Origin of the sequence: Pseudarthrobacter sp. LT1 (assembly GCF_035621795.1) — a bacterium.
In the GTDB taxonomy this organism is placed as follows: domain Bacteria; phylum Actinomycetota; class Actinomycetes; order Actinomycetales; family Micrococcaceae; genus Arthrobacter.
Genome location: NZ_CP141830.1, coordinates 2,583,896 through 2,607,969, shown reverse-complemented (window position 1 = coordinate 2,607,969; position 24,074 = coordinate 2,583,896). Strand labels below are relative to the sequence as shown.

The 24,074-nt window shown below is 67.5% G+C and carries 24 protein-coding genes and 1 riboswitch; of the genes, 9 read left to right on the top strand and 15 right to left on the bottom strand.

The features are described from left to right. Window positions 1–3 precede the first annotated feature (3 nt). The 4 genes from VIK36_RS12240 to VIK36_RS12225 form a co-directional block, all read right to left on the bottom strand. The gene (locus VIK36_RS12240) at window positions 4–426 is read right to left on the bottom strand and encodes an Hsp20/alpha crystallin family protein (protein ID WP_255172375.1); all 423 of its coding nucleotides are present in this window, start codon (window positions 424–426) and stop codon (window positions 4–6) included. An 85-nt stretch (window positions 427–511) separates the two neighbouring features. Beyond that, entirely contained in the window at window positions 512–2,959 is a 2,448-nt protein-coding gene (locus VIK36_RS12235) for an HAD-IC family P-type ATPase (protein WP_324642106.1), read from the bottom strand. Window positions 2,960–2,983: 24 nt separating this feature from the next. Continuing rightward, a complete protein-coding gene (locus tag VIK36_RS12230) occupies window positions 2,984–3,844 on the bottom strand; it encodes a universal stress protein (RefSeq protein ID WP_255172373.1) in 861 nt (286 codons plus the stop codon). A 52-nt stretch (window positions 3,845–3,896) separates the two neighbouring features. Further along, window positions 3,897–4,355, bottom strand: a complete 459-nt coding sequence (locus VIK36_RS12225) for a pyridoxamine 5'-phosphate oxidase family protein (protein WP_324642105.1) — start codon at window positions 4,353–4,355, stop codon at window positions 3,897–3,899. A gap of 240 nt (window positions 4,356–4,595) precedes the next feature. Between VIK36_RS12225 and VIK36_RS12220 the strand changes: the two genes are divergently transcribed. Continuing rightward, window positions 4,596–6,278, top strand: coding sequence for a GAF domain-containing sensor histidine kinase (locus VIK36_RS12220; protein WP_324642104.1), 1,683 nt, complete (start codon window positions 4,596–4,598; stop codon window positions 6,276–6,278). Between the two features lie 18 nt (window positions 6,279–6,296). Here the strand turns inward: VIK36_RS12220 and VIK36_RS12215 are convergent, their stop codons facing one another. Continuing rightward, window positions 6,297–6,971, bottom strand: a complete 675-nt coding sequence (locus VIK36_RS12215) for a response regulator (protein ID WP_307490489.1) — start codon at window positions 6,969–6,971, stop codon at window positions 6,297–6,299. 248 nt (window positions 6,972–7,219) lie between these two features. Here VIK36_RS12215 and VIK36_RS12210 point away from each other — a divergent pair, with 248 nt between their 5' ends. Continuing rightward, window positions 7,220–7,720 (top strand): universal stress protein, encoded by a 501-nt coding sequence (locus tag VIK36_RS12210; protein WP_324642103.1) that lies wholly within the window; start codon window positions 7,220–7,222, stop codon window positions 7,718–7,720. Window positions 7,721–7,812: 92 nt separating this feature from the next. Here the strand turns inward: VIK36_RS12210 and VIK36_RS12205 are convergent, their stop codons facing one another. From VIK36_RS12205 to VIK36_RS12165, 9 genes are all read right to left on the bottom strand, one after another. Further along, window positions 7,813–8,343, bottom strand: a complete 531-nt coding sequence (locus tag VIK36_RS12205; protein ID WP_255172368.1) for a hemerythrin domain-containing protein — start codon at window positions 8,341–8,343, stop codon at window positions 7,813–7,815. Further along, window positions 8,340–8,657 (bottom strand): DUF3040 domain-containing protein, encoded by a 318-nt coding sequence (locus VIK36_RS12200; protein ID WP_255172367.1) that lies wholly within the window; start codon window positions 8,655–8,657, stop codon window positions 8,340–8,342. The genes VIK36_RS12205 and VIK36_RS12200 overlap by 4 nt, the downstream gene beginning before the upstream one ends. A 40-nt stretch (window positions 8,658–8,697) precedes the next feature. Beyond that, window positions 8,698–8,955, bottom strand: a complete 258-nt coding sequence (locus VIK36_RS12195; RefSeq protein WP_255172366.1) for an SHOCT domain-containing protein — start codon at window positions 8,953–8,955, stop codon at window positions 8,698–8,700. A gap of 141 nt (window positions 8,956–9,096) precedes the next feature. Next, on the bottom strand, window positions 9,097–11,907 hold the full coding sequence (locus tag VIK36_RS12190) for an HAD-IC family P-type ATPase (RefSeq protein ID WP_324642101.1): 2,811 nt from the start codon (window positions 11,905–11,907) through the stop codon (window positions 9,097–9,099). A gap of 50 nt (window positions 11,908–11,957) precedes the next feature. Continuing rightward, entirely contained in the window at window positions 11,958–12,944 is a 987-nt protein-coding gene (locus VIK36_RS12185; RefSeq protein ID WP_324642100.1) for a polysaccharide deacetylase family protein, read from the bottom strand. 43 nt (window positions 12,945–12,987) lie between these two features. Continuing rightward, on the bottom strand, window positions 12,988–13,455 hold the full coding sequence (locus tag VIK36_RS12180; protein WP_324642099.1) for a universal stress protein: 468 nt from the start codon (window positions 13,453–13,455) through the stop codon (window positions 12,988–12,990). Window positions 13,456–13,530: 75 nt separating this feature from the next. After that, window positions 13,531–15,156, bottom strand: coding sequence for a DUF4389 domain-containing protein (locus VIK36_RS12175; RefSeq protein ID WP_324642098.1), 1,626 nt, complete (start codon window positions 15,154–15,156; stop codon window positions 13,531–13,533). A 63-nt stretch (window positions 15,157–15,219) separates the two neighbouring features. Then, a complete protein-coding gene (locus VIK36_RS12170) occupies window positions 15,220–16,086 on the bottom strand; it encodes a universal stress protein (protein WP_255172362.1) in 867 nt (288 codons plus the stop codon). A gap of 109 nt (window positions 16,087–16,195) precedes the next feature. After that, window positions 16,196–17,341, bottom strand: a complete 1,146-nt coding sequence (locus VIK36_RS12165; protein ID WP_255172361.1) for an AI-2E family transporter — start codon at window positions 17,339–17,341, stop codon at window positions 16,196–16,198. A 220-nt stretch (window positions 17,342–17,561) separates the two neighbouring features. On the opposite strand from VIK36_RS12165, the gene VIK36_RS12160 reads away from it, so the two are divergent. Genes VIK36_RS12160 through VIK36_RS12145 form a run of 4 tightly spaced genes read left to right on the top strand, consistent with a single transcriptional unit; the run spans window position 17,562 to window position 20,956 of the window. Then, window positions 17,562–17,993, top strand: a complete 432-nt coding sequence (locus VIK36_RS12160) for a hypothetical protein (protein WP_255172360.1) — start codon at window positions 17,562–17,564, stop codon at window positions 17,991–17,993. A 51-nt stretch (window positions 17,994–18,044) separates the two neighbouring features. Further along, window positions 18,045–18,569, top strand: coding sequence for a mycothiol transferase (locus VIK36_RS12155; RefSeq protein ID WP_255172359.1), 525 nt, complete (start codon window positions 18,045–18,047; stop codon window positions 18,567–18,569). Then, window positions 18,562–19,509: a ribonuclease Z gene (locus VIK36_RS12150; protein WP_324642097.1), complete on the top strand. Its 948-nt coding sequence runs from the start codon at window positions 18,562–18,564 to the stop codon at window positions 19,507–19,509. The genes VIK36_RS12155 and VIK36_RS12150 overlap by 8 nt, the downstream gene beginning before the upstream one ends. Next, window positions 19,493–20,956 (top strand): protein adenylyltransferase SelO, encoded by a 1,464-nt coding sequence (locus VIK36_RS12145; protein WP_324642096.1) that lies wholly within the window; start codon window positions 19,493–19,495, stop codon window positions 20,954–20,956. Before VIK36_RS12150 ends, VIK36_RS12145 begins: the two co-directional genes overlap by 17 nt. A 107-nt stretch (window positions 20,957–21,063) precedes the next feature. Here VIK36_RS12145 and VIK36_RS12140 read toward each other — a convergent pair whose 3' ends face one another. Continuing rightward, a complete protein-coding gene (locus VIK36_RS12140; RefSeq protein ID WP_255172356.1) occupies window positions 21,064–21,909 on the bottom strand; it encodes a C40 family peptidase in 846 nt (281 codons plus the stop codon). 3 nt (window positions 21,910–21,912) lie between these two features. Beyond that, window positions 21,913–22,083: riboswitch (cyclic di-AMP (ydaO/yuaA leader) on the bottom strand. 252 nt (window positions 22,084–22,335) lie between these two features. On the opposite strand from VIK36_RS12140, the gene VIK36_RS12135 reads away from it, so the two are divergent. Genes VIK36_RS12135 through VIK36_RS12125 form a run of 3 tightly spaced genes read left to right on the top strand, consistent with a single transcriptional unit; the run spans window position 22,336 to window position 24,059 of the window. Continuing rightward, window positions 22,336–23,151, top strand: coding sequence for a hypothetical protein (locus VIK36_RS12135; RefSeq protein ID WP_255172355.1), 816 nt, complete (start codon window positions 22,336–22,338; stop codon window positions 23,149–23,151). A 21-nt stretch (window positions 23,152–23,172) separates the two neighbouring features. After that, window positions 23,173–23,532: a TraR/DksA family transcriptional regulator gene (locus VIK36_RS12130; protein WP_324642095.1), complete on the top strand. Its 360-nt coding sequence runs from the start codon at window positions 23,173–23,175 to the stop codon at window positions 23,530–23,532. After that, window positions 23,529–24,059 carry a DNA alkylation repair protein gene (locus VIK36_RS12125; protein WP_255175596.1) on the top strand — a complete coding sequence of 177 codons (531 nt, stop codon included), beginning with the start codon at window positions 23,529–23,531 and terminating at the stop codon, window positions 24,057–24,059. The genes VIK36_RS12130 and VIK36_RS12125 overlap by 4 nt, the downstream gene beginning before the upstream one ends. The last annotated feature ends 15 nt before the right edge of the window (window positions 24,060–24,074 follow it).

Sequence of the window (24,074 nt, the reverse complement as noted above, 5' to 3'; positions counted from 1 at the left end):
TCCTCAACCCCTGCTGATGGGGATCTTCGACGCCGCGGCCGCCTGTCCCTGGTCCGGCATGGGTGCCCGGACTTCAAGGAGGCCGTCCTTGTAGGAGGCGGTGACGTCACCCTGCTGGACGCCGCTGGGAAGGGGAATCCGCCGGACAAAGGATCCGTACCGGAACTCGGACCGGTAGCTGTCCTTGTCCTTTTGCTCCGTCTTCTCCTGCCGCTCCGCCTTGATGGACAGCACGCCGTCCGTAACCGTCACGTCGACGTCCTTCTCCGGATCGATGCCGGGCAGTTCGGCGCGCACCACGAGCGTGTTGCCGTCCACCATCTCCTCAACCCGAATGGCCGAGGAACCCACGTCGCCTTCGAAAAGCCTCTCGATGACATCCATCGGGGAACGGCGGCTTTCGAACCATTTCATCAGGTCAGTCATTCTTTGCCTCCTGCTCATCTGGATACCGGACCATCGCGGTGCCCGGCATTTCCACCATCCCCTTCCCGTGATGCCGGTTCCAGAGTCAAAGGTCCCAGCCCGGTCCATCGGCGGCCGCGGGCCGGCGGCGTGTCAGACGGCCAATGATTTCGATGGCCGCGCATCCTGCCGCGGCCACTGCAACCGCGGGGACCAGCAGGCCGGCCGGGGGCCAGTCCACGCGGAAGAATTCCTGCGTCAACGGCACGGTGAACAGCAGGACCAGGCCCGCGTACATTCCGGCGAGGATCAGCACCTTGGTCCAGTTGAGGGGACGCGATGCCATCACCAGGATCCACGCCGCCACCAGGCCCAGGGTCACAGTGGCCGCCGACTGCGCGGACGCAAGGCTGTGTCCGCCCCATAACTGCCCATACGCGCTGACCGCCAGGACGCACAGGGCCGTGCAGATTCCTGCCGGGACCGCGAAGGCGAGGGAACGCCGCAGGAACCCGGCGGCGTAACGCTGGCCGCCTGGCTGCAGGGCCAGGAAGAACGCCGGCAGGCCGATGGTCAGTCCGTCCAGGGCGGACAGCTGCCGCGGCAGGAACGGAAAGGCCAGCAACAGGATGCCGGTGACCACGGAGATGACCGTTGCATAGACGGTCTTGCTCAGGAAGACCAGGGAGACGCGCTCAATGTTGCTGATGGCGCGGCGCCCCTCGTCCACCACCGCCGGCAGCCTTTCGAAGCGGCCGTCCAGGAGGACCATGCGGGCCACGGCCTTGGTCGCAGGCGACGCCGAGTCCATGGCGATGCCCAGGTCCGCCTCCTTGAGGGCCAGGACGTCGTTCACCCCGTCCCCGGTCATTGCCACGGTATGCCCCCGCCGCTTCAGGGCCTGGACCAAGTCACGCTTCTGGGATGGCGTCACGCTTCCGAAGAGGTTGCAGGCTTCCACGGTCTCCTCCAGTTGGAGTGGGTCCCGGGGCAGTGTGCGGGCGTCATAGGCAGCCCCGGTTCCAAAGCCCACCCCGCGGGCCAGTGCTGCCACCGTCCGGGGATCGTCACCGGAGATGATCTTGACGGTAACCCCCTGCCGGCGGAAGTAGTCCAGCGTTTTCGCTGCGTCGGCGCGAATGCTTTCCCGGAAGGTGAGCAGCAGGACCGGCACCAGCTCCGGCGGCAGGTCCACCTTTGCGGCGTCCGGCGCCAGCGGTCCCGGAAAATGTGCCAGTACCAGCGTCCTCAGCCCGGTGGATGCCAGGGCCACCGCCCTGCCGTGTGCTTTCCCGCAGCCAGGGGAGCCGAGCACCGCGTCGGGGGCTCCGAGGACCCACGTGCCCGGAGCGGCGGATTCCGGCGCGAACGTCACCGAACTCCACTTCCGGGCGGAGGAAAACGGGATTGAATCCTGCTCCGTGAGCGGAATTTGGGCAGGAAACGCTGCCCCGATCGCGGCAGCGGTACTGCTGGCGTCCGGACTGGCGCCAAACCACTCCACCGCCCTCCGCCACCCGCCTGCGCGGCCGTCCCCGGTGTCGTGGACGGCATCGAAGACCATGGAGCCGGAGGACAGTGTGCCCGTTTTATCCAGGCAGAGGACGTCCACCCGTGCCAGTACTTCCACGGCGGCGAGTTCCTGGATCAGGACTTTCTGGCGGGCAAGGCGGAGGCCGCCGACGGCAAATGCCACACTGGTCATCAGCAGCAGGCCAAGCGGAATCATGGCCATGATGCCGGCGACAGCTCCCACGACCGCAGGTACCCACCGTCCCGATCCCATCGCTCCGGCCCAACCGCCCTGGTCCTGCATCTGCGCATTCGTGAGCAGCAAGGCGACGGGCAGGAGCAGCCAGGTGATGACGGTGAAGACTTTTTCCAGGCTCCTGCGGATCTCCGACGTGACCAGGGAGAACCGCCGTGCCTCGGCGGCCAGCCGGTAAGCGGAGGTTTCAGGTCCAACCCGGAGCACGCTGGCTTGCCCGTTTCCCGCCAGGATCAGTGAACCGGACAGCAGTACGGCCCCGTCCTGCTTGGGGACGGGCTCGGATTCGCCGGTCAGCAGGGATTCGTCCACCTCAAGCGGGCTTTCGCCCAGCAGCAACAGGTCCGCCGTGACCTGGTCTCCGGCGTTGAGGACAACGAGGTCGTCCGGCACCAGTTCGTCCGAAGAAATACTTTCCCTGGCCCCGTTCCTGACCACAGTGCTCCGGGCAGCCTGCAAAATGGCCAGCTGGTCGAGCGACCGCTTGGCCCGGTACTCCTGGATGATGCCGATCAGCGAATTGCTGACGGCTGACAGGCCGAAGAGCGCATCACGCCACTGGCCAAGGACCAGGAGCAGGATGAAGCACCCTCCCACCACGCCGTTGAAGAGGGTGAACACGTTGGCCTGGACGATTTCACCGACGCTCCTGCTGGTTGCCGTGGGCACGCTGTTGATGCGGCCGGCAGCGGTCCGTTCGCGTACTTCGGCCGTGGAAAGCCCGTCCCGGGCATGGCGCAGGTCCACCCCCGGGACCGGCGTCCCGCTTTCCCCAGCTGGTGACATGGTGCGGCCAGGCAGCAGGCCCGGTCAGCCGTTGTGCTTGTGCATGCGGGTGATCACGGTGGGGCACGGTGGCTGGGTCAGCACCGCGTGCGCCGTGGAACCCAGCACGAGTCTCTCGAAGCCGCCCTTTCCGCGGCTGCCCAGGACCAGCAGCCGGGCGCCTGCGGCAGTCCGGAGCAGGGCGTCCGCCGGCTCCAGCACGGTTTCCATCACGGTGTGCACCACAAGGTCCGGGTAGTCCTGCCGGAGTCCCGCCTCTGTTTCGGAGAGCACGATCTGCTCTTCCTCGACCACATGGGTGGCAAAGCTGCTCTGCGGGAGCCCGGCCGCGATCCACCGGTTGGGGCCGGTGAAAGCGTAGAGGATCGTCAGTTCCTCGCCGAGCGCGTCAGCTTCGGCCGCCGCGAATGCCACTGCCTGGGTTGACTCACGCGACCCATCCACGCCAACCAGGATGCCGCGGCCCTCCGCCTGGCCCTCACTGATGACAGCAACGGGGCACTCAGCCGTGGCAGCCGCCTGCAGCGCGCGGTCCGTCAGTGCACCGCGGTTGTGCCCGCTGGTGCCCAGGACAAGCATGGAGGCGTTCCTGGAATAGTCGCCCAGTGCCGCCCCCACCCCTCCTTCGAGGAGCTGGAGCGAAATCTGCAGGCCGGGTTCGGCGGCGACGGCTTTTTCGCCGGCCTCCTTCAGCAGGCCCAGGCCTGATTCGCGCAGGACTTCAAGGTAGGGAAGCACTTCTGCCGCCATCCAGCGGTCGTCGACAACGTTCACGACGGCGAGGGGGCACTTGAGCCGGTTGGCCCGGGCTGCTGCCCACAACAGGGCGGCATTGGACGCCGCAGTGTCAGAGATGCCGACGGCGATTGGCTTGGCAGGTGCCATGGGAAACCATCCTTTGGGGTTCTGGTGAGGGGTGTCAGGTCGGGCTGGTGGGCTAGTCTGCGGCGGGCTCGCGCGGCGGCCACCAATGGGTCGGAGCTGCGATCACGAACCTCCGGCCGGTCATCTCCTCCGGCGTGATCCGGATCAGGATGTTTTTTTGACCCGGCTGCCAGGGGGAGAGGCCTGCCTCCATGGCATCCCGGATCTCCTCCTCATCGGACACCACCATGGCATGGCCCTTCAGGACGACGCTCCAGGCGATGGTGCCGTACTGGTTCATTCCGTCCGCCTCGACGGTTAAAGCCTTCCGGTCGGTCAGGGAAGCGAGCTTTGTTCCTTCGCCGGTGCGGATGAGCAATGTGCCGTTGGTGGGGACAAAATTCACCGGGTAGTTCTCCACGGTGACGCCATCGGTGAAGGCAATCCTGCAAAGGGAAGTTGACCTGAGGTATCGCCAGCAATCGTGGACGCCGAGTTCCTTGATTTCCGGTTCTGTCGCTGCGCTGTTCATGGCCGTAGCCTAGGGCCGCTTACCCGCCACGGATAGGGAAGAAGGTCCCGCGCGCGCCTGCCCCGAATTAACAAGCTCACTGAGGGTTTTTTCTCCCCACCTCTCCTAGAATGGGAGGCGAAGCGCCTTCATGCTCAGGTGAAGGCGGAATTGGGGGCGGAGGCCGGCACTTCCGTTTCATGCACTTGGACCGCGCCATGGACCCGCAGCGCCGCAGGTTCCTGCCGCAGGAGGTGGGACGTGAGCACTGAGCGGCCTCGGCACTCCCCGATAAGGGACACCGTGGAAGGCCACCAGCGGGACTTCACCGTCCGGGGAGATGACCTGCCGGACACCCAGGAACGCATCAATGGCCTTTTGGCTGCGGTGGTGGCCCTCGCTGAGGACCTCAGCCTGGAAGCCGTCCTGGACCGCCTGGTGCGCTCCGCCTGCGCCCTGGTGGGCGCCAGGTACGGAGCCCTGGGTGTCATCGGCGAGGACCGCCGGCTGAGCCACTTCATCACTGTCGGCATCGACGAACAAGGCATCCGTTCCATTGGCGAGTTGCCCACCGGCAACGGCGTCCTGGGCCTGCTCATCCGCGACCCAAAGCCGTTGCGTCTCCATGACCTGGGCCAGCATCCCATTACGTCCGGATTTCCCCCAAACCACCCGCCCATGCGGACCTTCCTCGGAGTCCCCGTCCGCGTCCGGGATGAAGTGTTCGGAAACCTCTACCTGACCGAGAAACAGGGCGGGGAGGACTTCACTCCGGAGGACGAAGACCTTGCCGTTGCCCTGGCTGCAGCGGCAGGTGTGGCAATCCAGAACGCCCGCCTCTTCGAAAACAGCAGCCGGCGGCAGAAATGGCTGGAGGCGGGCATGGAGCTGAGCAGCCGCTTGATCATGACCTCGCAACCGGGGGATGCGGACAACCTTGACGTCGTTGCCGAGACCGCCTTGAAGGTGTCCGATTCGGCGCTTGCGGTGATAGCCGTGCCGGCGGGCGATGGAGCGCTGCGGTGCAGGGCATGCCTTGGCGTGCAGGGCCTCCAGACAGGCCAGGAACTGATGGCCTCGAGTGCGGTCTCCGGCGTAATCCAGAACGGCGGGTCGTTCGTGGCACGGGACTCGCGGCAGGTTTTCGAAGACAGGATGGCAGAGAAGCTCGGCTCCGTCCTTGTGTTTTCGTTGGGCCACAGCGCCGGCGACAACGGAGTCCTCCTGCTGGCCCGCGCGCACGGAGCGCCCGCGTTCAACCAGGCTGAGGCAGAATCCGGTGCCATTTTTGGGAGTCGGATTGGGCTGGCGCTGGACCTGGCGCGGGTGAATGCCCTGCGTGAACAAAACCTCCTGTTCACAGACCGGGAGCGGATCGCCCGGGACCTCCACGACTTGGTGATCCAGCGCTTGTTTGCCGCCGGGCTCAGCATCCAGACCCTGCGCCGCTACACCCTGGACCCTGTGGCGCACGAGCGGATTGCCGCCGTGACCACCGAACTCGATGACACCATCCGCAAGCTCAGGGACACCATCTACTCGCTCAGGACCGCGGATGAGGAACGCGAACCCCTGACGGGCCGCATCCTGCGCGTAGTCCGGGAGAGCTCACGCAGTTACGCCGTCACTCCCAAGGTGTCCCTGGACGGGCCGGTCGATTCGATCGGGGAAGACGTGGCTGTCCATTTGTTGTCGGTGGCGTCGGAGGGCCTCAGCAACGCTTTGCGGCATTCCGGCGGAGACGAAATCCAGGTCTCGGTCGCCGTTGGCCGGGAGCAGGTGGAGCTCCTTATCAGTGACAACGGCCAGGGCTTCGCCGAACCTGTCCAGGTGAGCGGCCTGGCCAACATGCGCAACCGCGCCGGGCAACTGGAGGGCAGTTGCGTTATCGACAGCGTCCCGGGCGGGGGCACCTGCGTGAAATGGTCCGTCCCGCTGGCATAAGCCCGGCCAGGGTGCGGGTCAGGCAGAGTCCGTGGAGCTCTTGGTGACGTACACGGCGGCCTGCGTCCGGCGCTCGAAGCCCAGTTTGGCCAGGATGGACGACACGTAATTCTTGACGGTTTTCTCGGCCAGGAACAGGTCATCGCCGATCTGGCGGTTGGTCAACCCCTGGCCGATCAGGGCCAGCACCTTTTTCTCCTGCGCGCTCAGGCCGTCCAGCCGGGGGTCGGTGGGTGCCGTGGACAGTCCTGCAATGATCTGCTGCTCGACTCCCGGATCAAACAGGGACTCGCCCGCCGCGGCCCGGCGGATACCCGCCAGGAGGTCATCACTCCTGATTTGCTTCAGGATGTACCCCGAGGCGCCGGCCAGGACCGCCCCACGGAGGGCCTGTTCATCGTCGTAGCTGGTGAGGATCAGGCAGCGCAGGCGGGGATCGAGTGAACGCACGTCCCGGCAGACTTCGATCCCGGTGCCGTCCGGAAGCCGGCCGTCCAGTATGGCGATGTCCGGGTGCAGGGCGGGGATGCGCCGCGTGGCTTCGGCCGCGGATCCGCTTTCGCCGACCACCAGGAACCCTTCGCCTTCCAGCAGGTCTTTCAGCCCCTGCCGGACAAGTTCGTGGTCATCAAGGATGAACACGCGGACCTGCCCGGAAGATCCTGCCGCTTCATCAGCCCCAGTTTCATGCATCTGCACCGAACGCTCCCAAAATCTTCACGACCCAGTCCCGCCTGCGCGGGCCAGGCCCCGGGAAGGGCCTGGTCCCATTGTTCCCTGCCGGGCGCTGTGCCGGAAGGGACCAAAGTCCGCCGGGCAGCGCAAGTCGCTGCCGGTGTTGCGCATCGCACGATGGCACTGGTGCACCCGTGATGACCTTTGGCCCTGTTCCGGGCAGAGGTTCGGGTCCACGCTGGGGTGGGACGGCAACAGGAGGCAATGTGGCAACAGCAGGGAACGGGGCAGCGGTGCCTCCTTCCGATCGGCGCTCCAGGATCATTGTGGGGGTGGACGGCTCCGAGCCTTCCATCGCGGCGCTGCGGGTTGCCAGGGCCTTGGCGGAGCCGCTGTCCGCACCGGTGGAGGTCTGGGCCTGCTGGGACGTTCCAGCCGGTTACGGCGTGTACCTGGCCGTGGGGATTGAGGGCTTCAAGTATGCCGCCCACCAGGTGCTGGAGCAGGCGCTGGCGGATGCTTTCGAGGAAGTGCCGGCCTTTGTGCACCCACGCTTGGTGCGCGGCAGGCCCGGACCCGCGCTGATCGACGCGAGCCGCAACGCGTCGCTGCTGGTTGTCGGCCGGAGGGGCCATGGGAACTTTGTGCCAGGGTCTGTCAGTTCCGCGTGTGTGAGCCACGCACACTGCCCCGTGCTGGTGGTGCACGCCCCGGACACCGGAGCCGGGGACGATGCTGCCCAGCCCCAGCCTGCTGTGGTGCCCTGACGCTGCGGTGACCTGACGCCCGCGGTTGCCTCATGCCTGCGGCCCTGGTTCCGGGACCCGGCCCGCCGGCGTCGTCCGTGTGCCTGGTGGTCCTAGTGCCCGTGGTGGCCCTGCCCATGGCGGTGGGCCGCGCCTTCTCCCACCAGTTCGTGAAGTCCTTCGACCGCCTGGGCGAGTGACAGGCCGGGGGATTCGACGACGAAGGGCATCAGGAGCCGGTTCTCCTTGTCCAGGTGGAGGGCGAAGATCCGCTGAATGGCGCCGGCGGCCACCGCGGCAGCAACACCATCGGCCGTCCTGAGCTCATCGACCAGGCCCACGATGACCTGATGCTCGGCCAGCATGCCGTCCACCAGCAGCCGGGCCTCCGGGATGCCGTGCGGTCCGCTGTAAAGGGGTCCTTCTTCTGCCAGTGCGTGCGGCACCAGCTCCTTGTCACACCAGTCCAGCAGGGCGGCCTGCGTTTCCTGCCCGGCGCCTGGATCGCCCGCCTCCACGGCCTCCGTGAGCAGGCCCACCAGTCCGTTCAGGTGGCGCAGCATGTCGGCGTGGTGCGCCTCGACTGCCTGCAGCGCGTGGGCCTCGGCGGAAGCATCCTTGCCTGTTTCGTTTACGGCGTTCATTCGCTGTTGCCTTCCAGTTGGGTGACATGCCGGTTCGTGGTGCGCAGGGACCACCGAAGGTCTTTGATTGCCCAGTAGGCCGCCCCGTTCATCACCGCAAAACCTGCGATGCCCAGCAAGGGGACCCGGACCACCAACCCAAGAAGCAGGACGCAGGCGCCCGCTGCGACAAGGACGAGCCCCCGCCGGAAGCGGGTACGGAGTGACAGCGCAAAGGCATCCTTGTTGAGCAGTGCTGCCAGCTTGGGGTCTTCCGCTTCCAGGCCGTGGCTGATCAGGTCGAGTTCGCGTTTTTCGAATTCAGAGAGTGGCATAGCAGCACCCCACTGTCCATTGCCTGCGGGAGCCACGGACTCAGGTACCAGGCTGGCCGCGCAGGACAGCCAGCCTGTTCTGGTACTCGGCAGCGTCGATCTCCCCGCGGGCGAAGCGCTCAGCCAGGACGTCTTCTGCCATCCGAGGGGGTTGAGGGTGGGCGTCGTACGGGGAGGGCGCCCGCAGGGAACGGGCCAGCAGGACAATGCCGGTGATGATTGCTCCCCAGACCACCACCATGCTGATGCTCATCAGGACATAGCCCCACAGGCCCATGCCGTCGTTCCAGCCGTACACTTCCGCGACCTCCGGTCCACTGAAAGGCGGACGCCAGCCGTCTGCTTTCCGTTCCAGTATTGGGTTCCCGCAGGGGTCCGGGGGAGAGCCATTGGTCCTGTTTCGGCCCGTGGCTGCGGGGCCTTCCGGTGGGACCACGTGCTAGAAGCCGCGGCGCCGGAGCCGCTTGTCCACGGCGACGGCCAGGGATGCGAGCAGGGCCAGCCCGAGGATCCGCAGCCAGGCGTCGGCGCCGATGGGGGCGGTGTGGAAAAGCCCGTTCATCAGCGGTGTGTAGGTGAGGGCCAGTTGGCCGCCTGCCTGGACCAGGACGCCGAGGAGGAGCCACCGGTTGCCGAAAGGATGAATCCGCCAGGCCGGCCGGGTCAGGGACCGGCAACTGAATAGGTAGAAGACTTCCACCGCCACGAACAGGTTTACGGCCGAAGTGCGGGCCTGGGCAACAGAGGCGCCGGTGGCCACCTCGTGTTCAAAGAGCCACCACGTGCCGGCCACCAGGAGGGCTGACACGAGCAGGACCCGCACGGTGAGCGCCCACGTCAGCAGGGGACGGTCCGGTGGGCGAGGCGGACGGGACATCAGTCCCGGTTCCTTCGGCTCGAAGGCGAGCATCAGGCCGAGGGCGACGGCGGTGGTCATGTTGATCCAGAGGATCTGGGTGGGCAGGATGGGCAGCGTCGCCCCCAGCAGGATGGCCACGAGGATCACCAGGCCCTCGGCCATGTTGGTGGGGAGGGTCCAGACAATGAATTTGGTCAGGTTGTCAAAGACGTTCCGGCCTTCTTCAACAGCTGCCTCGATGGTGGCAAAGTCATCGTCGGTCAGGACGATGTCCGATGCTTCCTTGGCCACTTCCGTTCCGCTGCGTCCCATGGAGATGCCCACGTTTGCCTGGCGAAGGGCAGGTGCATCGTTGACGCCGTCCCCGGTCATGGCGGCCACGTGCCCGCGGGACTGCAGGGCATCGATGAGCCGAAGCTTCTGTTCCGGTGAAACCCGGGCGAACACCGTGGCCCGTTCGACGGCCTCCGGCAGCCGGTCCGCCGGGATGGCATCCAGGTCCGCCCCGGTCAGGGCCGTCCCTGCGGCGCTGTCCGCCGCCAACCCCACGGCCGCCGCCACCGTCACGGCGGTGCGCACGTGGTCCCCGGTGATCATCTTCACGCCCACGCCGGCGCGCTGGCAGGCCTTCACCGATGCTGCGGCTGCTTCCCGCGGTGGGTCGTGCATGGCGTGAAGGCCGGTCAGGGTCATCCGGCCGCGCAACGCCGTGGCCGAGAGGGGACCCGAGCCGGCCGGAAGGCTCATCATGGCCGTGGCAAGGACCCGGAGCCCCTTGTCCGCGAGCGCGTGGGCCGCACCGAGCACGGCGTGCCTGCGCACGAGGCTGCCGGCGCCCTGGCCGTCCATTTCGTGGGCGCAGAGTTCCAGGACACGCTCCACGGCGCCTTTTACGAACACGGTGCCGCCGTCCTGCGGGAGCGTGGAGGCGTGGAGCGTGGCCATGAACTGCCGCTCGGACGTGAAGGGCAGCTCTGACTGCCGCGGATTGGCAGCCAGGAAGTCCTGCACTTTGATGCCGCCCTTCCCTGCCGCCACGAGCATCGCGGCCTCCGTGGGATCACCGCGCACCTGCCAGCCGGACCCCTCCCTGCGGATGCTGGCGTCATTGCAGGCTGCTCCGCCCAACAGGGACCACTGCAGGGCAGCATCCCCGGGCAGCAGGGCGTCCCCAGGCAGTGCAGCACCTCCGGGACGTGTCGCACCGGCGGGCACGTTCCGGCCGTCCGGCTGCTGTCCGCCGGACGGGGTGATGTGTCCTTCCGGACCGTACCCGGAGCCTGTCACGTCGTACCACCCGGAGGGTGTCCACAGCGCACGGATTGTCATTTGGTTCTCGGTGAAGGTTCCCGTCTTGTCCGAGCAAATCACCGTGGTGCTGCCCAGCGTTTCCACCACGGGGAGCCGGCGCACCACGGCACGGCGCCGGGCCATGCGCCGGACGCCGATGGCAAGCGTGACCGTCACGGCGGCGGGAAGTCCCTCAGGGATGGCCCCCACGGCCAGGGCGACGGCGGCCGTGAACATTTGCCCCGGCCGTTCGCCGTGTGCCAGTCCGGCGAGGAACGCCACGGCGGCGAGGGCCAGGATGGCGACGGTGAGGGTGGTGCTGAACCGTGCCAGTTTCAGGGTCAGCGGCGTGGCCACGGGCCTGACGGCACCCATGAGCCGGTGGATTTCGCCGAGTTCCGTTTCGCCGCCGGTGGCCACGACGATTCCCGCGCCGGTGCCGGCGGTCACCAGGGTGCCGCTGTACAGCATGTTCCTCCGGTCCGCCACGGGTGTGACCTGGGGCAGCACCACCTCGTCCTTGGCGACGGGGTCTGATTCGCCGGTCAGTGCGGATTCGTCCACCCGCAGGGCGGACAAGCGTACCAGGCGAAGGTCGGCCGGTACCTTGTCGCCGGCTTCCAGCAGGACCAGGTCGCCGGGGACCAGGTCCTCGGACGGGACGTGCTTCCGTTCGCCGCCGCGCATCACGGCGGCATGCGTGCGGACCAATGAATGGAGGGCATCCAGGGCCGCCTCTGCCCGTACCTCCTGGATGAATCCGATCAGCGTGTTGACCAGGACCACTGCGAGGATCACGGCGGAGTCAAGGAATTCACCCAGGAAGACGGTGACCATGGCGGCGGCCAACAGGACATAGACCAGCGGGTTGTTGAATTGGCGTCCGAGTTTGCGCACGATACCGGCGCGCTGTGACCGTGGCAGCTCGTTGACGCCGAACTGGGCACGCCGGCGCACCACTTCTTCCTGGCCAAGGCCCCTGGCGGCATCCGTCTCAAGCAGCAGCACCACCTCGTGGACGGGCAGTCCGTGATGGGCCGGATCCCCGGTGTATGCGCGCCCGGTGCCAATGCCGGACGGGCCCGGCTGCCTCGTCTTCATGTGACTGTTCCGGGAGTGCTTGCTCTTCGCCATGGGTGCGGCTGCCCGGATCAGTGTCCCAGCAGGGCGTCGAGGGTGGCGAAACCGTACCCCGCTGCCGTGATGCGGTCCATGACCTGTGGGAGGGCGTCGGCGTCCAGCGTCGTCCCGTCGTCGGGGTTGGACCCGATATGCATGAGCACGATTTCGCCGGGCTGCAGCCCGGCCAGGACGCGGTCGGCCACCGATTGGATGCTGGCGCCCCCGCTGGTGCCTTTCCAGCCGAGGGTGTCCACGGTCCATCTCACGGCCACGTACCCCAGGGCGTTGACGGCCGCGATGGTGCGGGTGTCGCGTTCACCGTAGGGGAACCGGAACAGCGGCCTGGGATCGGCCCCGGCAGCGAGGATGGTCTGCTCGGCACCGCGCACCTGCTGCGTTATAAGGTCGTCGCTTAGGCCCGTGAACCCCGGATGGGTCATCGAATGGTTTGCCACACGGTGCCCGGCGGCCACAATTTGCGCCACGGCCGGTGGGTTGTTCGCGGCCCAGTTGCCGGTCAGGAAAAAAGTCCCGGCAACGCCCCGGGCGGCAAGGGCGGAGAGGATTTTCGGCAGCCCTGCAGCGTTGGCTCCAGCATCGAAGGTCAGGGCCACGACGCGGCCGGCCCCCGGAATAACGGTCAGGTCCTGGCCGCGAAGGGACACCGGAAACGGCGCCGGCTGGGGCGGTTCCGGAGGCTGGGCCGGCGCTTCGGGCGGCTCTGGTTCGGGAACCGGCGGCACGGTCACCGGTGGCTCGACCGGAGCCTGGCCTGCCTCGGGGGTGTCGGTTTCCTGCGGCTCCTGCGCCGGCGCGGAACTGCCCGGGGCTGACGTACTGGTTGATCCCGGCAGCGGCGATGGGAGCGCCGGTGTTGGGGACGGAGAGGCGGCCGACGGCGGCCCGGCCGTGGGTGCCGGAAGCAACAGGGCCAGGATGATGGCGAGGACCGCCAGGGCGGCGGCGAGCGCTATGGCGGGCGCCCGTCGTCGTGCCTCACTGGCTGGCACCACCATCACCTGCTTTGAAAGTCAGCCGTCCCTGCCGCCGATATTCCGTTCAGGAGCCCCTGGAACCGTCGGATTCGGTCTCCGGTGTGTGGACCACAAGGACGGGGCAATGGGCGTGCGCCACGACGGCGGAGCTGACCGAGCCCAGGAGCAGGCCGCCGAACCCGCCGTGTCCCCGGCGCCCCACCACGATCATGTCCGCGTCCCGGCTGGCATCTATCAGGGCTTCCCGGGGATGGCTGCGCACAAGGGTCGAGCTGACGTTGGCCGGTATTTCGGCTCCGAAGGCCTGCGCCACAGCATCGTCCAGGACCTTGCGGGCACCCTCCTCGAAGCCCTCGACGCCCATCATCACGTAGCCGCTGTACATTTGCGGGTACTCCCAGCAGGCAACCGCCTGGACCTTGGCGCCAAGGGGGGTGGCCATCCGCTGGGCCTGCCGAAGTGCCTCCACGGACGCCTCCGACCCGTCGACGCCCACCACGATCCTGGCTATTGGTGCCCCGGCAATGCTCATCTCTGCTCCCTCGTCGGACCCGCGTTGTCAGGGCCCATCATGCCTGCGTACGTGGGGCGGGGCTAGGGCCGAAGGTCATGGCGCACCGGCAGGCGGCACGCCCCCTGTGGGAACCACCTCTCCGGGCCCCTCCGGTTCGGCGGCGCCCTGGTCCAGCCGGAAGGGGGGATATTCGTCGCGCATCAGCGCGGTGTACACCAGAACGCGGTAGATCCAGCGGTTGATGCCCAGGATGAAATCGAACAGCGGGCGCTGGTAGCGGCCGGTGAACAGCAGGATCACTGCAGCAATCAGGACCAGCAGCCCCAGCAGGGACGGTCCGGATGCCCGTTCATAGGTGGCGCCGAGGACGTTGTCTTCTGCCTGCGACCGCCAGATGGTTCCCGTGGTGCCTGCGAAGGCGGCCACCAGGAGCAGGTGCGGAATGGACAGGAGCCACCATTTCACCAGGACCAGTCCGCGCGAGAGCCGCTGCGGGTACTCCACGTCGAAATCGGCCGGGTAATTGGCGCGCTTGAGCGTAAACGGCGGGTAAAGATCGGTGCCCACGGCGGCGTAGGCGTAGAAGGCCACACGCCAGTTCCACCGCAGGACGCCCACGTTGAAGTCGAACAGTGCCCGCGGATAGCGGCCGGTGAAGAGGATGGCGAACCCGGCCACGATGGTGGTGATGGCGAACGCGAACCAGAGGAAGAAGAGGAGGATGAAATGCGGTATGGCCAGGAACCATTTGACCAGCCACATCCAGCGTGAAAGGCCGGGATCGAGTTCACCAAAGAGGCTGGAGGGGTAGGGGGTGGGGGCGGCAGCTACCGGGCTGTACTGCTGGGGCGGTGGTGGCGGGACGGCCCCCGGCGTTCCGGCCGTCCCCGGCGCTCCCGGCTGGTTCCATGATGCCGGGGTTGTAGAAGGGTAGGGCGGCCCGGCCGCGGCCGGACCATTCATTGACGGTTCCCGGTAAACCGGCCCACCCATGCCCGGCCCACCCGTGTCCGGACCACCCATGGGGCGCCCGCCGTCAGGGCGTGCGGCATGCCGGCCCAGACCCGCGGCTCCAAAGATGATGAGGGGAACGCCAATCAGCAGGGCGATGATCCCGCCCACCAGCAGGCCCGTGGCTGCCGGCCGGATCAGGTCGGACCGGAAGCCGGCCTGCGCCTGGACATCAACCACGGGGGAGGCATCGGCGTTCATCACCACGACTTCCCACGCGCCCGGCGTGATGTTCCAGGTCAGCTCCTGCTGTCCCGTTCCCGACGCGGAGGCGGTCCAGATGCGCTGGTCCGCGGGCGGTGATGCCGGGTTGCCGCCCGGTACATCGCGGTATTCGGCGCGGAACGGCCGCTGGCGGATGTTGAGCAGCTCCGAGTGGTGCACCCCTGACAGGTATTGTTCGACGTCGGCCTGCGGGGCGATGCCAACGAACACCGGTTTATCCGGGGTCACTGATTCAACGCGCAGCCGCAGGGTGCCGACGTCGAAGGGCAGCCTGCCGGGAACATCGTCTCCAATGGCGTCCGCCCGCGGCGAGGTCAGGGCGAATGAACTCACGGAGAACCGTGATGTGCCGGATGTCAGGTATCCGTCACCCTGGATCGTTCCCACTGCTGACGCCACGGCCCCGCCCGCCAGCGCGGCCAGGCCCGGAAGCGTTATCAGGATCCCGAGGATCAGCATGATGATGGCTGCGGGCTTCTTCATGGGGTGAACCTTCCGCGTTGGGTATGCGGGCAGGGCGGTGGGAGGATCAGCGGGCGGTGCTGCCTAGATGGCGTTCGTTGCTGCCTGGGTCCGGGTGATGATGGTGGGGCAGGGCAGGTGCTTCAGGACCCCATGGGCGGTGGAACCGAGCAGGAGGCGTTTGAAGGCGCCCCGGCCGCGGCTGCCCACCACCAGGAGCCGGGCTCCTGCTGCGGCGTCGACGAGGGCGTCCACGGGGCCTTTGTCGGTTTCCAGCCGCTGGTGCACGGTGAGGTCGGGGTAGTCTTCCTTCAGTCCGGCGACGGTTTCGGAGAGGACAACCCGGTCCTCGTCCACGATGAGGTCCGCGAGGGCACCCGGCGTCAGGCCGGCATCGATGATGGGATCCGGCACGCTGACGGCGTACACGACTGTGAGTTCGTCTCCTTCGCGGTCTGCTTCAGCGGCTGCGAAGGCAACGGCCTGGGTGGCCTCTGGTGAGCCGTCAACGCCTACCACCACTCCCGACCTGCCCTCGAGGTCCTGGGTTCCGACGACGGCAACGGGGACCTTGGCAGCGGTGGCGACCTGGAGGGCGCGGTCGGCAAGGGCGCCGCCGAGGTGGCCGCTGCCGGACCCAATGACCATCATCGAAGTTTTCTTGGAGTACTTGGCCAGGGAGCCGCCCACGCTTCCGGTGAGCAGTTCCGTGGCGGGGGTGATGGGAACCGCTCCTTCCAGGCGGCCGGCGGCGGTCTTGAGGAGTTCCTCGCCAGCCTGCTGGAGGGTTCCGAACCACGGATAGGGTTCGGCAACCCAGCGGTCGTCCACCACGTGGAGGACCACCAGCGGCAGGCCTGCCCGGTGCGCCCGGCGGGCTGCCCACAGGACCGCGGCCTGGCTTTGGGCTGAGTCGTTGGTGCCCGCAGCTATGGGTTTTTGCGATGTCATGGCCGCACTTCCTGCTCGTCGTGAACTGGGGTTTCCTGCTTTTCAAGACTGGCCCCGGCCTTGGCGGCGCTGTAGGGCCAAAAGTCACGGAAGCGCTGCTCAGGCGCTTCTACGCTCCGGGTTCTGCCGGAGCGACCGGCTCCGGGCCCGGAGTGTCCGTTTCTGCGAGGGTCTTGAAAATGGTCCAGGCGACGGCGGTGAGCGGCACTGCCAGCAGCGCCCCGATGACGCCGGCCAGGGTGGCCCCGGCGGCCAGGGCGAGGATGATTACCAGCCCGTGGATCCGCAGTACCCGGCCCATGAAAAGGGGCTGGAGGATATGGTGCTCGAACTGGTTGGCGGCCACCAGGATCACCAGGACAATGAGAGCGGTAACCGGCCCGTTTTCCACCAGGGCCACCAGCACCGCGAGGCTGCCGGCGGCGGTTGCTCCGATGATCGGAATGAAACCGCCCAGGAAGACCACCGCGGCCAGCGGCACTGCCAGGGGAACCCGCAGGACCAGGAGCCCGATCAGGACCATCACGGCGTCAATCGCAGCGATGATGAGTGTCCCGCGGACGTAGCCGCCCAGCACCACGATGCTTCGCCCGGCCGCCAGATGTGCCTTGCCCTGGCGGGTTGCCGGGAGAAAACCGATCAGGAACGAGCGGATCTTCTCGCCGTCCTTGAGGAAGAAGAACAGGATGACTGCCGTCAGGACCGTACCGGCCGCGATCTCACCGGCAGTCCTCAGCCCCGTCAACGCGTCGGCCCCCAGGCTGCCGCCGGCAAGGAACTTCTGGAACTCCCCGCGGGCGGCGTTGATCTGGTCGTTCGTCAGCGCCACGGGGCCGGTGGTAATGAACTGCTGAAGCTGGCCTATTCCTGCTTCTGCCCGGGCTGCCAGGACGGAGGCCTGCTGCCTGACCAGTGTGGTGATGCCTCCCACCACGCCGGCTGCCACTGCCAGGATCACCAGGAAGGACGACAGGACGGCCAGGGCGCGGGGCCATCCGCGGGCGGCAAGCCAGCGGACCGCGGGAGCCATGGCCGAGGCCAGGATCAAGGCCACCATAACCGGGATGGTGACCAGTGGAACACGGGTTGCGGCCGTCACCACTGCCCAGGCGAGCGCCAGCACGGAGAGCGTCTGGATTGCCCGTATGCTTGCCCGGCCCAGGCCGTCGGTCCACAGTACAGACATCCTGCCGGTAAAAGACCGGGGATGGGACGGATCTGCCGCGTCCCCGTCCAGGGGCTCATTGCCTTGCATTGGCTTTCTCCTTGCTGCCGTTGTTGTCCGGCTCCAAACAGTACGTCGTTACTGTTGCTGTTACCCCTTATGTTCGGTGCTGACCTTCCGGGTTTTTACTGGTGGATTCCGCGACTGCCGGGGAGCCGGGACGGGTGGCATGGCATCGACGGTTCCCATCCGCACGCGGTGGTCAGTATGCTTACTATTGACGGCCCAACGCAACGAGAAAGGCACCATCATGACTGAACAGAACGTCCCGGACGATGAGCTGGAAGTCGTGGAGCAGGACGATGTGCTTCTCGACGAAACTCCCGGCGCGGCGTCGTCCCTGGAACTGGACCCAGTATCGGGGGAGCCGGACAACTACCCCGGTGCTGCCGAAAACAACCCCGACCGCTGGCAGGAGGACCCCTTGCTGCAGGACGAGGCCGTCTCCGGTGAAGAGGAGGACTTCCTGAGCGACCAGACGCTGCGGGATGAAAGCGCCAGGGCGCGTTACCGTTCAGGCGATGAGCAGGTATCGCCTGACACCCCCACCCTGGGGGAGGCCGCAGCGGATGTTGATTTTGGGGAAGCCCCCACCGGCCTCGAAGCTGACGGCAGCGACGACGAGGAGAATTTTGGCGGCTCGCCGCTCAGTGAGTTTGAGCCCGACGACCTGGAACGCTAGCAACCCCGCGGGCCGGGCCGGCGTGGCCCGGCCCGCAGTGGAGGGAGTCCCATGCAATCCAAAGAACTGCTGCTGGAGGCCTTCGATCGCCTCCCGGTCCTGGTCCGGGAAGCCCTCGACGGGCTTGACGCGGCGCAGCTGCAGCGCCGTCCGGGTGGCAACGGCAATTCCATCGCGTGGTTGATCTGGCACTCGGGCCGGGTGGAGGATGCGCAGGTAGCCTCGTCTGCGGGCCTGGAACAGGTGTGGACGGCGGAAGGTTTCGTGAAGCGCTTCGGCCTTCCCCTGGGGGAACGCGACACGGGCTACGGCCACTCCAGTAAACAGGTGGACGCCGTCAGGGCGCCGCGGGAGCTGTTGCTGGAGTACTACGATGCCGTCCACCGGCAGACCGCCAAGGTCCTGGAAGACATTGCTGATCCGGACCTGGACCGCGTGGTTGACAGGCACTGGAATCCGCCTGTGACCCTCGGAGTGCGGCTGGTCAGCATCCTGGGGGACTGCCTTCAGCACCTCGGCCAGGCCGCCTACGCCAAGGGGCTGCACGCCGGGACGGCAGGCGCCGGCGGTGCGTGAACTGGTGGTATTGGGCACCGCCTCACAGGTCCCCACCAGGACCCGGAACCACAACGGCTACTTTCTGCGCTGGGACGGCGAAGGGCTGCTTTTCGACCCCGGCGAGGGAACCCAGCGCCAGATGATCCACGCCGGCGTCGCGGCCAGCCACATCAACAGGATCTGCCTCACGCATGTGCACGGAGACCACTGCTACGGGCTGCCGGGAGTCCTGTCCCGGATGGCCCTCGACGGTGTGGCACACCCGGTCCACCTGCACTATCCGGCGTCGGGTGACCCGGTGGTCCAGGCCTTGGTGGCCGTGGGTTCGCCCGGCATCGACCTGCGGCTCCATCCGCATTCGGGGGCCGGGCCCGTGGCGGACTGCCTGGAGGTGCGGCCACTGAGGCACCGCATCGAGACATACGGCTACCTGATGACGGAGCCTGACGGACGCACCTTCCTGCCGGAGCGGCTCCAGGCGGCAGGAATCGGAGGCCCGGACGTGGGCCGGCTGCAACGCGACGGCGTCCTTGGGGCAGTCAGGCTGGAGGACGTGAGCGTACCCAGGCCGGGCCAGCGCTTCGCCTTCATCATGGACACCGCGCCGTGCCCCGGCGCCGACGACCTGGCGGACGGCGCTGACCTGCTGGTCACCGAGTCAACGTTCAGCGACGACGACGGCGTCCTGGCACGGCAGTACCTGCACCTTACTGCCGGGCAGGCCGGGGAGTTGGCGGCGTCCGGCGGGGTCCGCACCCTGGTGCTCACCCATTTCTCCGCACGGTACGGTGACGACGTCTCCGTGCTGGAACAACAGGCGCAGGCACGGGCCCCAGGGGTTACCGTGATCGCCGCCAACGACCTTGACCGCATCCCTGTTCCGCGGCGGCGGCAACCAGCGGGAGAAGCAGCGGGCCCAACAACGGCGATAGGGTTTAACCATGACGGCAGCAGCTGAATCCACGGTCACTCTCGATGGCCGTTTCGCCCGGGAACTGGCGGAACTCGCCGTGCCCTGGCAGGCCGAGGAAGCGCCCAGCCCTGAGCTCCTCGTCCTGAACGAGAAGCTGGCAGCGGACCTGGGCCTCGACCCGCAATACCTGCGCAGCCCCGAGGGTGTGCGGCTCCTGGTGGGAAACCACGTGCCGGCCGGTGCCACACCCGTGGCGCAGGCGTACGCCGGACACCAGTTTGGCGGATACTCGCCCCTGCTCGGCGACGGACGGGCCCTGCTGCTGGGCGAGGTCACTGACCGGGCCGGCCGCCTCCTGGACGTTCATCTCAAAGGTTCGGGGCGAACGCCCTTCGCCCGCGCCGGGGACGGCCGTGCCGTCGTCGGGCCCATGCTGCGTGAATACATTGTCAGCGAGGCCATGCAGGCACTGCACATTCCCACCACCCGGTCGCTCGCCGTCGTGGCCACCGGGCGGCAGGTCCGGCGCGATGACATGCTGCCCGGCGCCGTTTTGGCGCGGGTGGCAAGCAGCCACCTGCGCGTAGGCAGCTTCCAGTACGCGCGCGCAACCGAAAATATGGACCTCCTGAAACGGCTGGCGGACCACGCCATCAGCAGGCACTACCAGCACGCCGCTGATGCCGCCAACCCCTACCTCGCTCTGTTCGAGGCGGTCGTCTCTGCCCAGGCGGAGCTGGTGGCCCGGTGGATGCTGGTGGGCTTCGTGCACGGGGTCATGAACACGGACAACATGACCATCTCCGGGGAAACCATCGACTACGGCCCGTGCGCGTTCATGGACGCCTTCAACCCGGCCGCCGTCTACAGTTCCATCGACGTCGGCGGACGCTATGCCTACGCCAACCAGCCGGTCCTTGCCGAATGGAACCTGGCCCGGCTCGCCGAGGCCATGCTGCCGCTGATTGACCAGGACCAGGAAAAAGCCGTGGCCCCGGCGGTGGAGGTACTGGGCGGCTTCCGCGGTCATTACAGCGAGGCATGGACCCGCGGGATGACGGGCAAGTTGGGCCTGGGCGGCGTCGATGAAAGCGGCGCCGCCGGGGCCCTGGTGGATGATGTCCTCGACATCCTGAAGGACGGACCCGTGGACTACACCTTGTTCTTCCGCAACCTGGGCAAAGCGGCCCGCGGGGACCTCCGTCCCGTGCGCGGCATGGTCCTTGACCTGGCCGCCCTCGATGCCTGGCTGGAGCGGTGGCAGGCGCTGCAGCCTGACGCGGAGCTGATGGACAGCGTGAACCCGGCCTACATTCCGCGGAACCACCTTGTGGAGGAGGCGCTGTCCGCTGCCACCGGCGGAAACCTCGCTCCGCTGCAGCAGCTGCTGGAGGCGGTCAGTGAACCCTTCACCGAGCGGCCCGGGCTGGAACGTTACCTGCAGGGGGCGCCCGACGACTTCGGCAGCTACATGACCTTCTGCGGGACCTGACCGAGGCGGCCCGCGGGGTAAAACGACAGGAGGGTGGCAGCCGGTATTCCCGGCTGCCACCCTCCTGCTTCGTCCGGCGCCGCCAACGGCGCCGGACAGTGCGAAGACTAGGCTACGCGCACAGCGGAGTAGCCGCCGAGCCAGCTGATGGAGTGCACCTGCGTGTCGAAGCCGTTGACGCCGCCGCTGACAACCTGGCCGTTGCCTGCGTAAACGCCCACGTGGCCGGAGGTGATGATCAGGTCACCGGGGGCGGGAGCGCCTACGACGGTGCCGTACTGGAAGAACTGGGTGGGGGCCAGATCGCCCACGGACTTGCCGACGGAGCGCAGAGCCTTCTCGACCATGGCGGTGCAATCCTGCTTGAAGCCCAGCTGGCTGTAGGCCGAGGCGAGGATCGCAGCGCCGGTGCCCGTGCCGGTGGTGGATGCCACCGGGGTGGCCGAGGCGTAGGACATGTTCATGCCGGTGTTCGCCGGTGCGGTGGCGGCTGCGGCCTGCACGGGTGCTGCTGCAGGGGCGGGCGCCGGGGCGGCGGTGTAGCCTGCGCCGGGAATCTGGATCTGGTCGCCCGGGTAGATGACCGAGGACAGTCCCAGGCCGTTGGCGGACAGCACGCCGTTGAGGCTGACGCCGTAGGCTGCTGCAATGGCGCCGAGGGTGTCGCCGGAAACGACCGTGTGGACGTTCCCTGCTGCTGCGGCGGGGGCTGCGGCCGGGGCGGCAGGAGCCGAGGTGGCCTGGACGCTGGTCTGCTCAGTGGTGTCCGGGGCGGATACACCTGCATGGGCCGGGGCGCCGACTCCGAAGGCAATGCCGGATGCCGCAGCAACGGCGAGCGCGGGACGGCCCAGGGAGCGGGCCTGGGACTTGGCTGTTACTGCGAGGCCCTCGAGCACAATGGAGCGGGCCGGGGTCGCGCGGTGACGGGCAGTGGTTGAAATTTTTGACACGGTTGATCGCCTCTCCCATGCCTGCGGGGTGAGCTGTCGGGTTCGGGCTGGAGATACCCGGCCGGAAGCAACCCCGCGATGTGCGGAGGCGCTATCGACTTAACCCCAAGGCCACAAGTGGCCGCGGAAACTTGGTTCCCCCGTCCCTGCCAACTGGAGCGGTTGAATCCCATGATCAGCGGCAGGGCTCGGCATGCTGACGGGAATGTCCCGTCTGAGAGGGACACCAAAAGACCATAACCCACGTGCGGCGTGATTGTCACATTTGGATAACATACGAGGTTGTTCTCTCGCATTGGGCAAACGTCTGGACATACACCGCGAGCCAGGGCCTGACCTCAGGTGATACTTTGCCCGTGAAGCACGGTAACAATGTGGAAACAGGCCCCTGCCCTGCGCCCAATCCCGACGGTAAGCTTCGGGACCATGCGCCCGTTCGTGACCTTGGGGAGGCTCCCCCTTGACGGGGGCCTCATGGCGGTTGCCCTGGCCACCCTGGTCAGCAATGCTGCGGCCGCCGAAAAGACGGCCACCGCGCTCACCGCACAGGAAAAGGCCGCCAAGGGCGAGCGGGAACGCCTGTCCGGGGAAGCGAAAGCAAAACTGGACGCCGCACGTTCTGCCCAGGCTTCGCTGGCCGGGCAGGTCGCGGAGGAGCAGCGGCACGGCACTGAGCTGACCGCCCAGCTCGCCACGCTGAAAGGTACGACGGCGGCCATGGAGGGTGGGTACCGGCAGGGCTGGGCTGCACTGGCTGCCTATGAGGCGGCCCAGGCGGCCAAGCGCGCCGCCGCTGAGGAGCAGGCCCGCGGACAGGCGGAGGCCGCAGCCAAGGGTGCCGCAGCGGCAGCCCGGCAGCCCCAGGAGCCCGCACCCCGTGCCGACCCTGCCCAGGCCAATCCGGCCCAACCCGGTCCGGCCCCCGGCGCGGTCAATGATCCCGCCGGGGCGAAAAGCTACGCGTCCGGACGCCTGCCCGCCTACGGGTGGGGCCAGGGCCAGTTCCTGTGCCTGGCCCAGCTGTGGACCAAGGAGTCCAACTGGTTGACCACCGCCACCAACGCCTACTCCGGAGCCTATGGAATTCCCCAGGCCCTGCCCCCGGGGAAGTACGCCAGCGCCGGCGGCGACTGGCTCACCAGCTATCGCACCCAGATCGAATGGGGCCTGGGCTACATCCGTGACCGCTACGGTTCACCGTGCGCGGCCTGGAACCACTCCGTAACCCTGAACTGGTACTGACTGACGCGTTAGGCTGTCTCCATGCCAGATTTCGAACGGTTCCGTGCGCTGCTCGAAGAGGAGCGGGCGCGGCGCCTGGCACTGTTGCCGGCGCTGCGGGCGGACATCGAGGCAGCAAACTCGGCGCGCCAGGGTTCCAATGTCGACGACGAGCACGATCCCGAGGGTGCCACCATCGCCTTCGAACTCTCACAGGCCTCTGCGCTCCTGAAACAGAGTTCGGCGGGCCTGGACCAGATTGAAGCGGCGCTTGCCCGGCTGGCGGCGGGGACCTATGGAACCTGCGCCGTATGCGGGGAGCCCATCGCCGAGGGCAGGCTGGAAGCCCGCCCGTGGACCCCGTACTGCATCCACCACGCGGCGTCCGGGCGCGGGCGATGACCGGTACGGCGGACGTTGTGTCCGCGGCGGCGGATTTCGTGGACCGGACCCTGCAGAACGAGGGCGCCTGGTACCGGGCGGACGACGTCGGGGCACGGCTGGGCGGGGTGCTTGCCTCTTATGGTTCCTCTGTGGGGGCCGTTCGCGGGACCGTGCGCGATGCGCTGCGGAAGTTCAAGGACCTGGACCATGACGGCACGGTCATGCTGGCCTCCGCCCTGTGGGGCCAGCCGCGGCCCGGTTCCCGGCCGGTGTTCGAGCGCCGCCTGGCAGCGGTGGTCCTGCTGCAGTCACGGGTGCGGCTGCTCCGTCACTCTGACCTGACCCGGCTGGAGGGTTTCCTTCGCTCCGCGCAGGCAGCGGACCTGACCGGGCCCCTTCTCGCCGACGTCCTGGTCCCGTTGCTGGCGGGGCTGGGGGAGCGCGAACGGCAGCGGGCAGGCGTTGTCGTGGCGCGGTGGCGGGAAGACCCGGACCCCCAGCTGCGGGCGGCGGCCGACGCCCTTGAAAAAGACTTGACCATTTGAAACGTACCGAGGAGA

Coding starts and splice junctions, on each gene's coding strand:
- VIK36_RS12180 (WP_324642099.1), bottom strand. CDS start 13,455: ATGAGCATTGCCGGGGCACCAATAGCCAGGATCGTGGTGGGCGTCGAC.
- VIK36_RS12235 (WP_324642106.1), bottom strand. CDS start 2,959: ATGTCACCAGCTGGGGAAAGCGGGACGCCGGTCCCGGGGGTGGACCTG.
- VIK36_RS12240 (WP_255172375.1), bottom strand. CDS start 426: ATGACTGACCTGATGAAATGGTTCGAAAGCCGCCGTTCCCCGATGGAT.
- VIK36_RS12135 (WP_255172355.1), top strand. CDS start 22,336: ATGCGCCCGTTCGTGACCTTGGGGAGGCTCCCCCTTGACGGGGGCCTC.
- VIK36_RS12160 (WP_255172360.1), top strand. CDS start 17,562: ATGACTGAACAGAACGTCCCGGACGATGAGCTGGAAGTCGTGGAGCAG.
- VIK36_RS12190 (WP_324642101.1), bottom strand. CDS start 11,907: ATGAAGACGAGGCAGCCGGGCCCGTCCGGCATTGGCACCGGGCGCGCA.
- VIK36_RS12125 (WP_255175596.1), top strand. CDS start 23,529: ATGACCGGTACGGCGGACGTTGTGTCCGCGGCGGCGGATTTCGTGGAC.
- VIK36_RS12185 (WP_324642100.1), bottom strand. CDS start 12,944: ATGGTGGTGCCAGCCAGTGAGGCACGACGACGGGCGCCCGCCATAGCG.
- VIK36_RS12165 (WP_255172361.1), bottom strand. CDS start 17,341: ATGCAAGGCAATGAGCCCCTGGACGGGGACGCGGCAGATCCGTCCCAT.
- VIK36_RS12175 (WP_324642098.1), bottom strand. CDS start 15,156: ATGAAGAAGCCCGCAGCCATCATCATGCTGATCCTCGGGATCCTGATA.
- VIK36_RS12230 (WP_255172373.1), bottom strand. CDS start 3,844: ATGGCACCTGCCAAGCCAATCGCCGTCGGCATCTCTGACACTGCGGCG.
- VIK36_RS12170 (WP_255172362.1), bottom strand. CDS start 16,086: ATGACATCGCAAAAACCCATAGCTGCGGGCACCAACGACTCAGCCCAA.
- VIK36_RS12225 (WP_324642105.1), bottom strand. CDS start 4,355: ATGAACAGCGCAGCGACAGAACCGGAAATCAAGGAACTCGGCGTCCAC.
- VIK36_RS12205 (WP_255172368.1), bottom strand. CDS start 8,343: ATGAACGCCGTAAACGAAACAGGCAAGGATGCTTCCGCCGAGGCCCAC.
- VIK36_RS12155 (WP_255172359.1), top strand. CDS start 18,045: ATGCAATCCAAAGAACTGCTGCTGGAGGCCTTCGATCGCCTCCCGGTC.
- VIK36_RS12200 (WP_255172367.1), bottom strand. CDS start 8,657: ATGCCACTCTCTGAATTCGAAAAACGCGAACTCGACCTGATCAGCCAC.
- VIK36_RS12145 (WP_324642096.1), top strand. CDS start 19,493: ATGACGGCAGCAGCTGAATCCACGGTCACTCTCGATGGCCGTTTCGCC.
- VIK36_RS12215 (WP_307490489.1), bottom strand. CDS start 6,971: ATGCATGAAACTGGGGCTGATGAAGCGGCAGGATCTTCCGGGCAGGTC.
- VIK36_RS12130 (WP_324642095.1), top strand. CDS start 23,173: ATGCCAGATTTCGAACGGTTCCGTGCGCTGCTCGAAGAGGAGCGGGCG.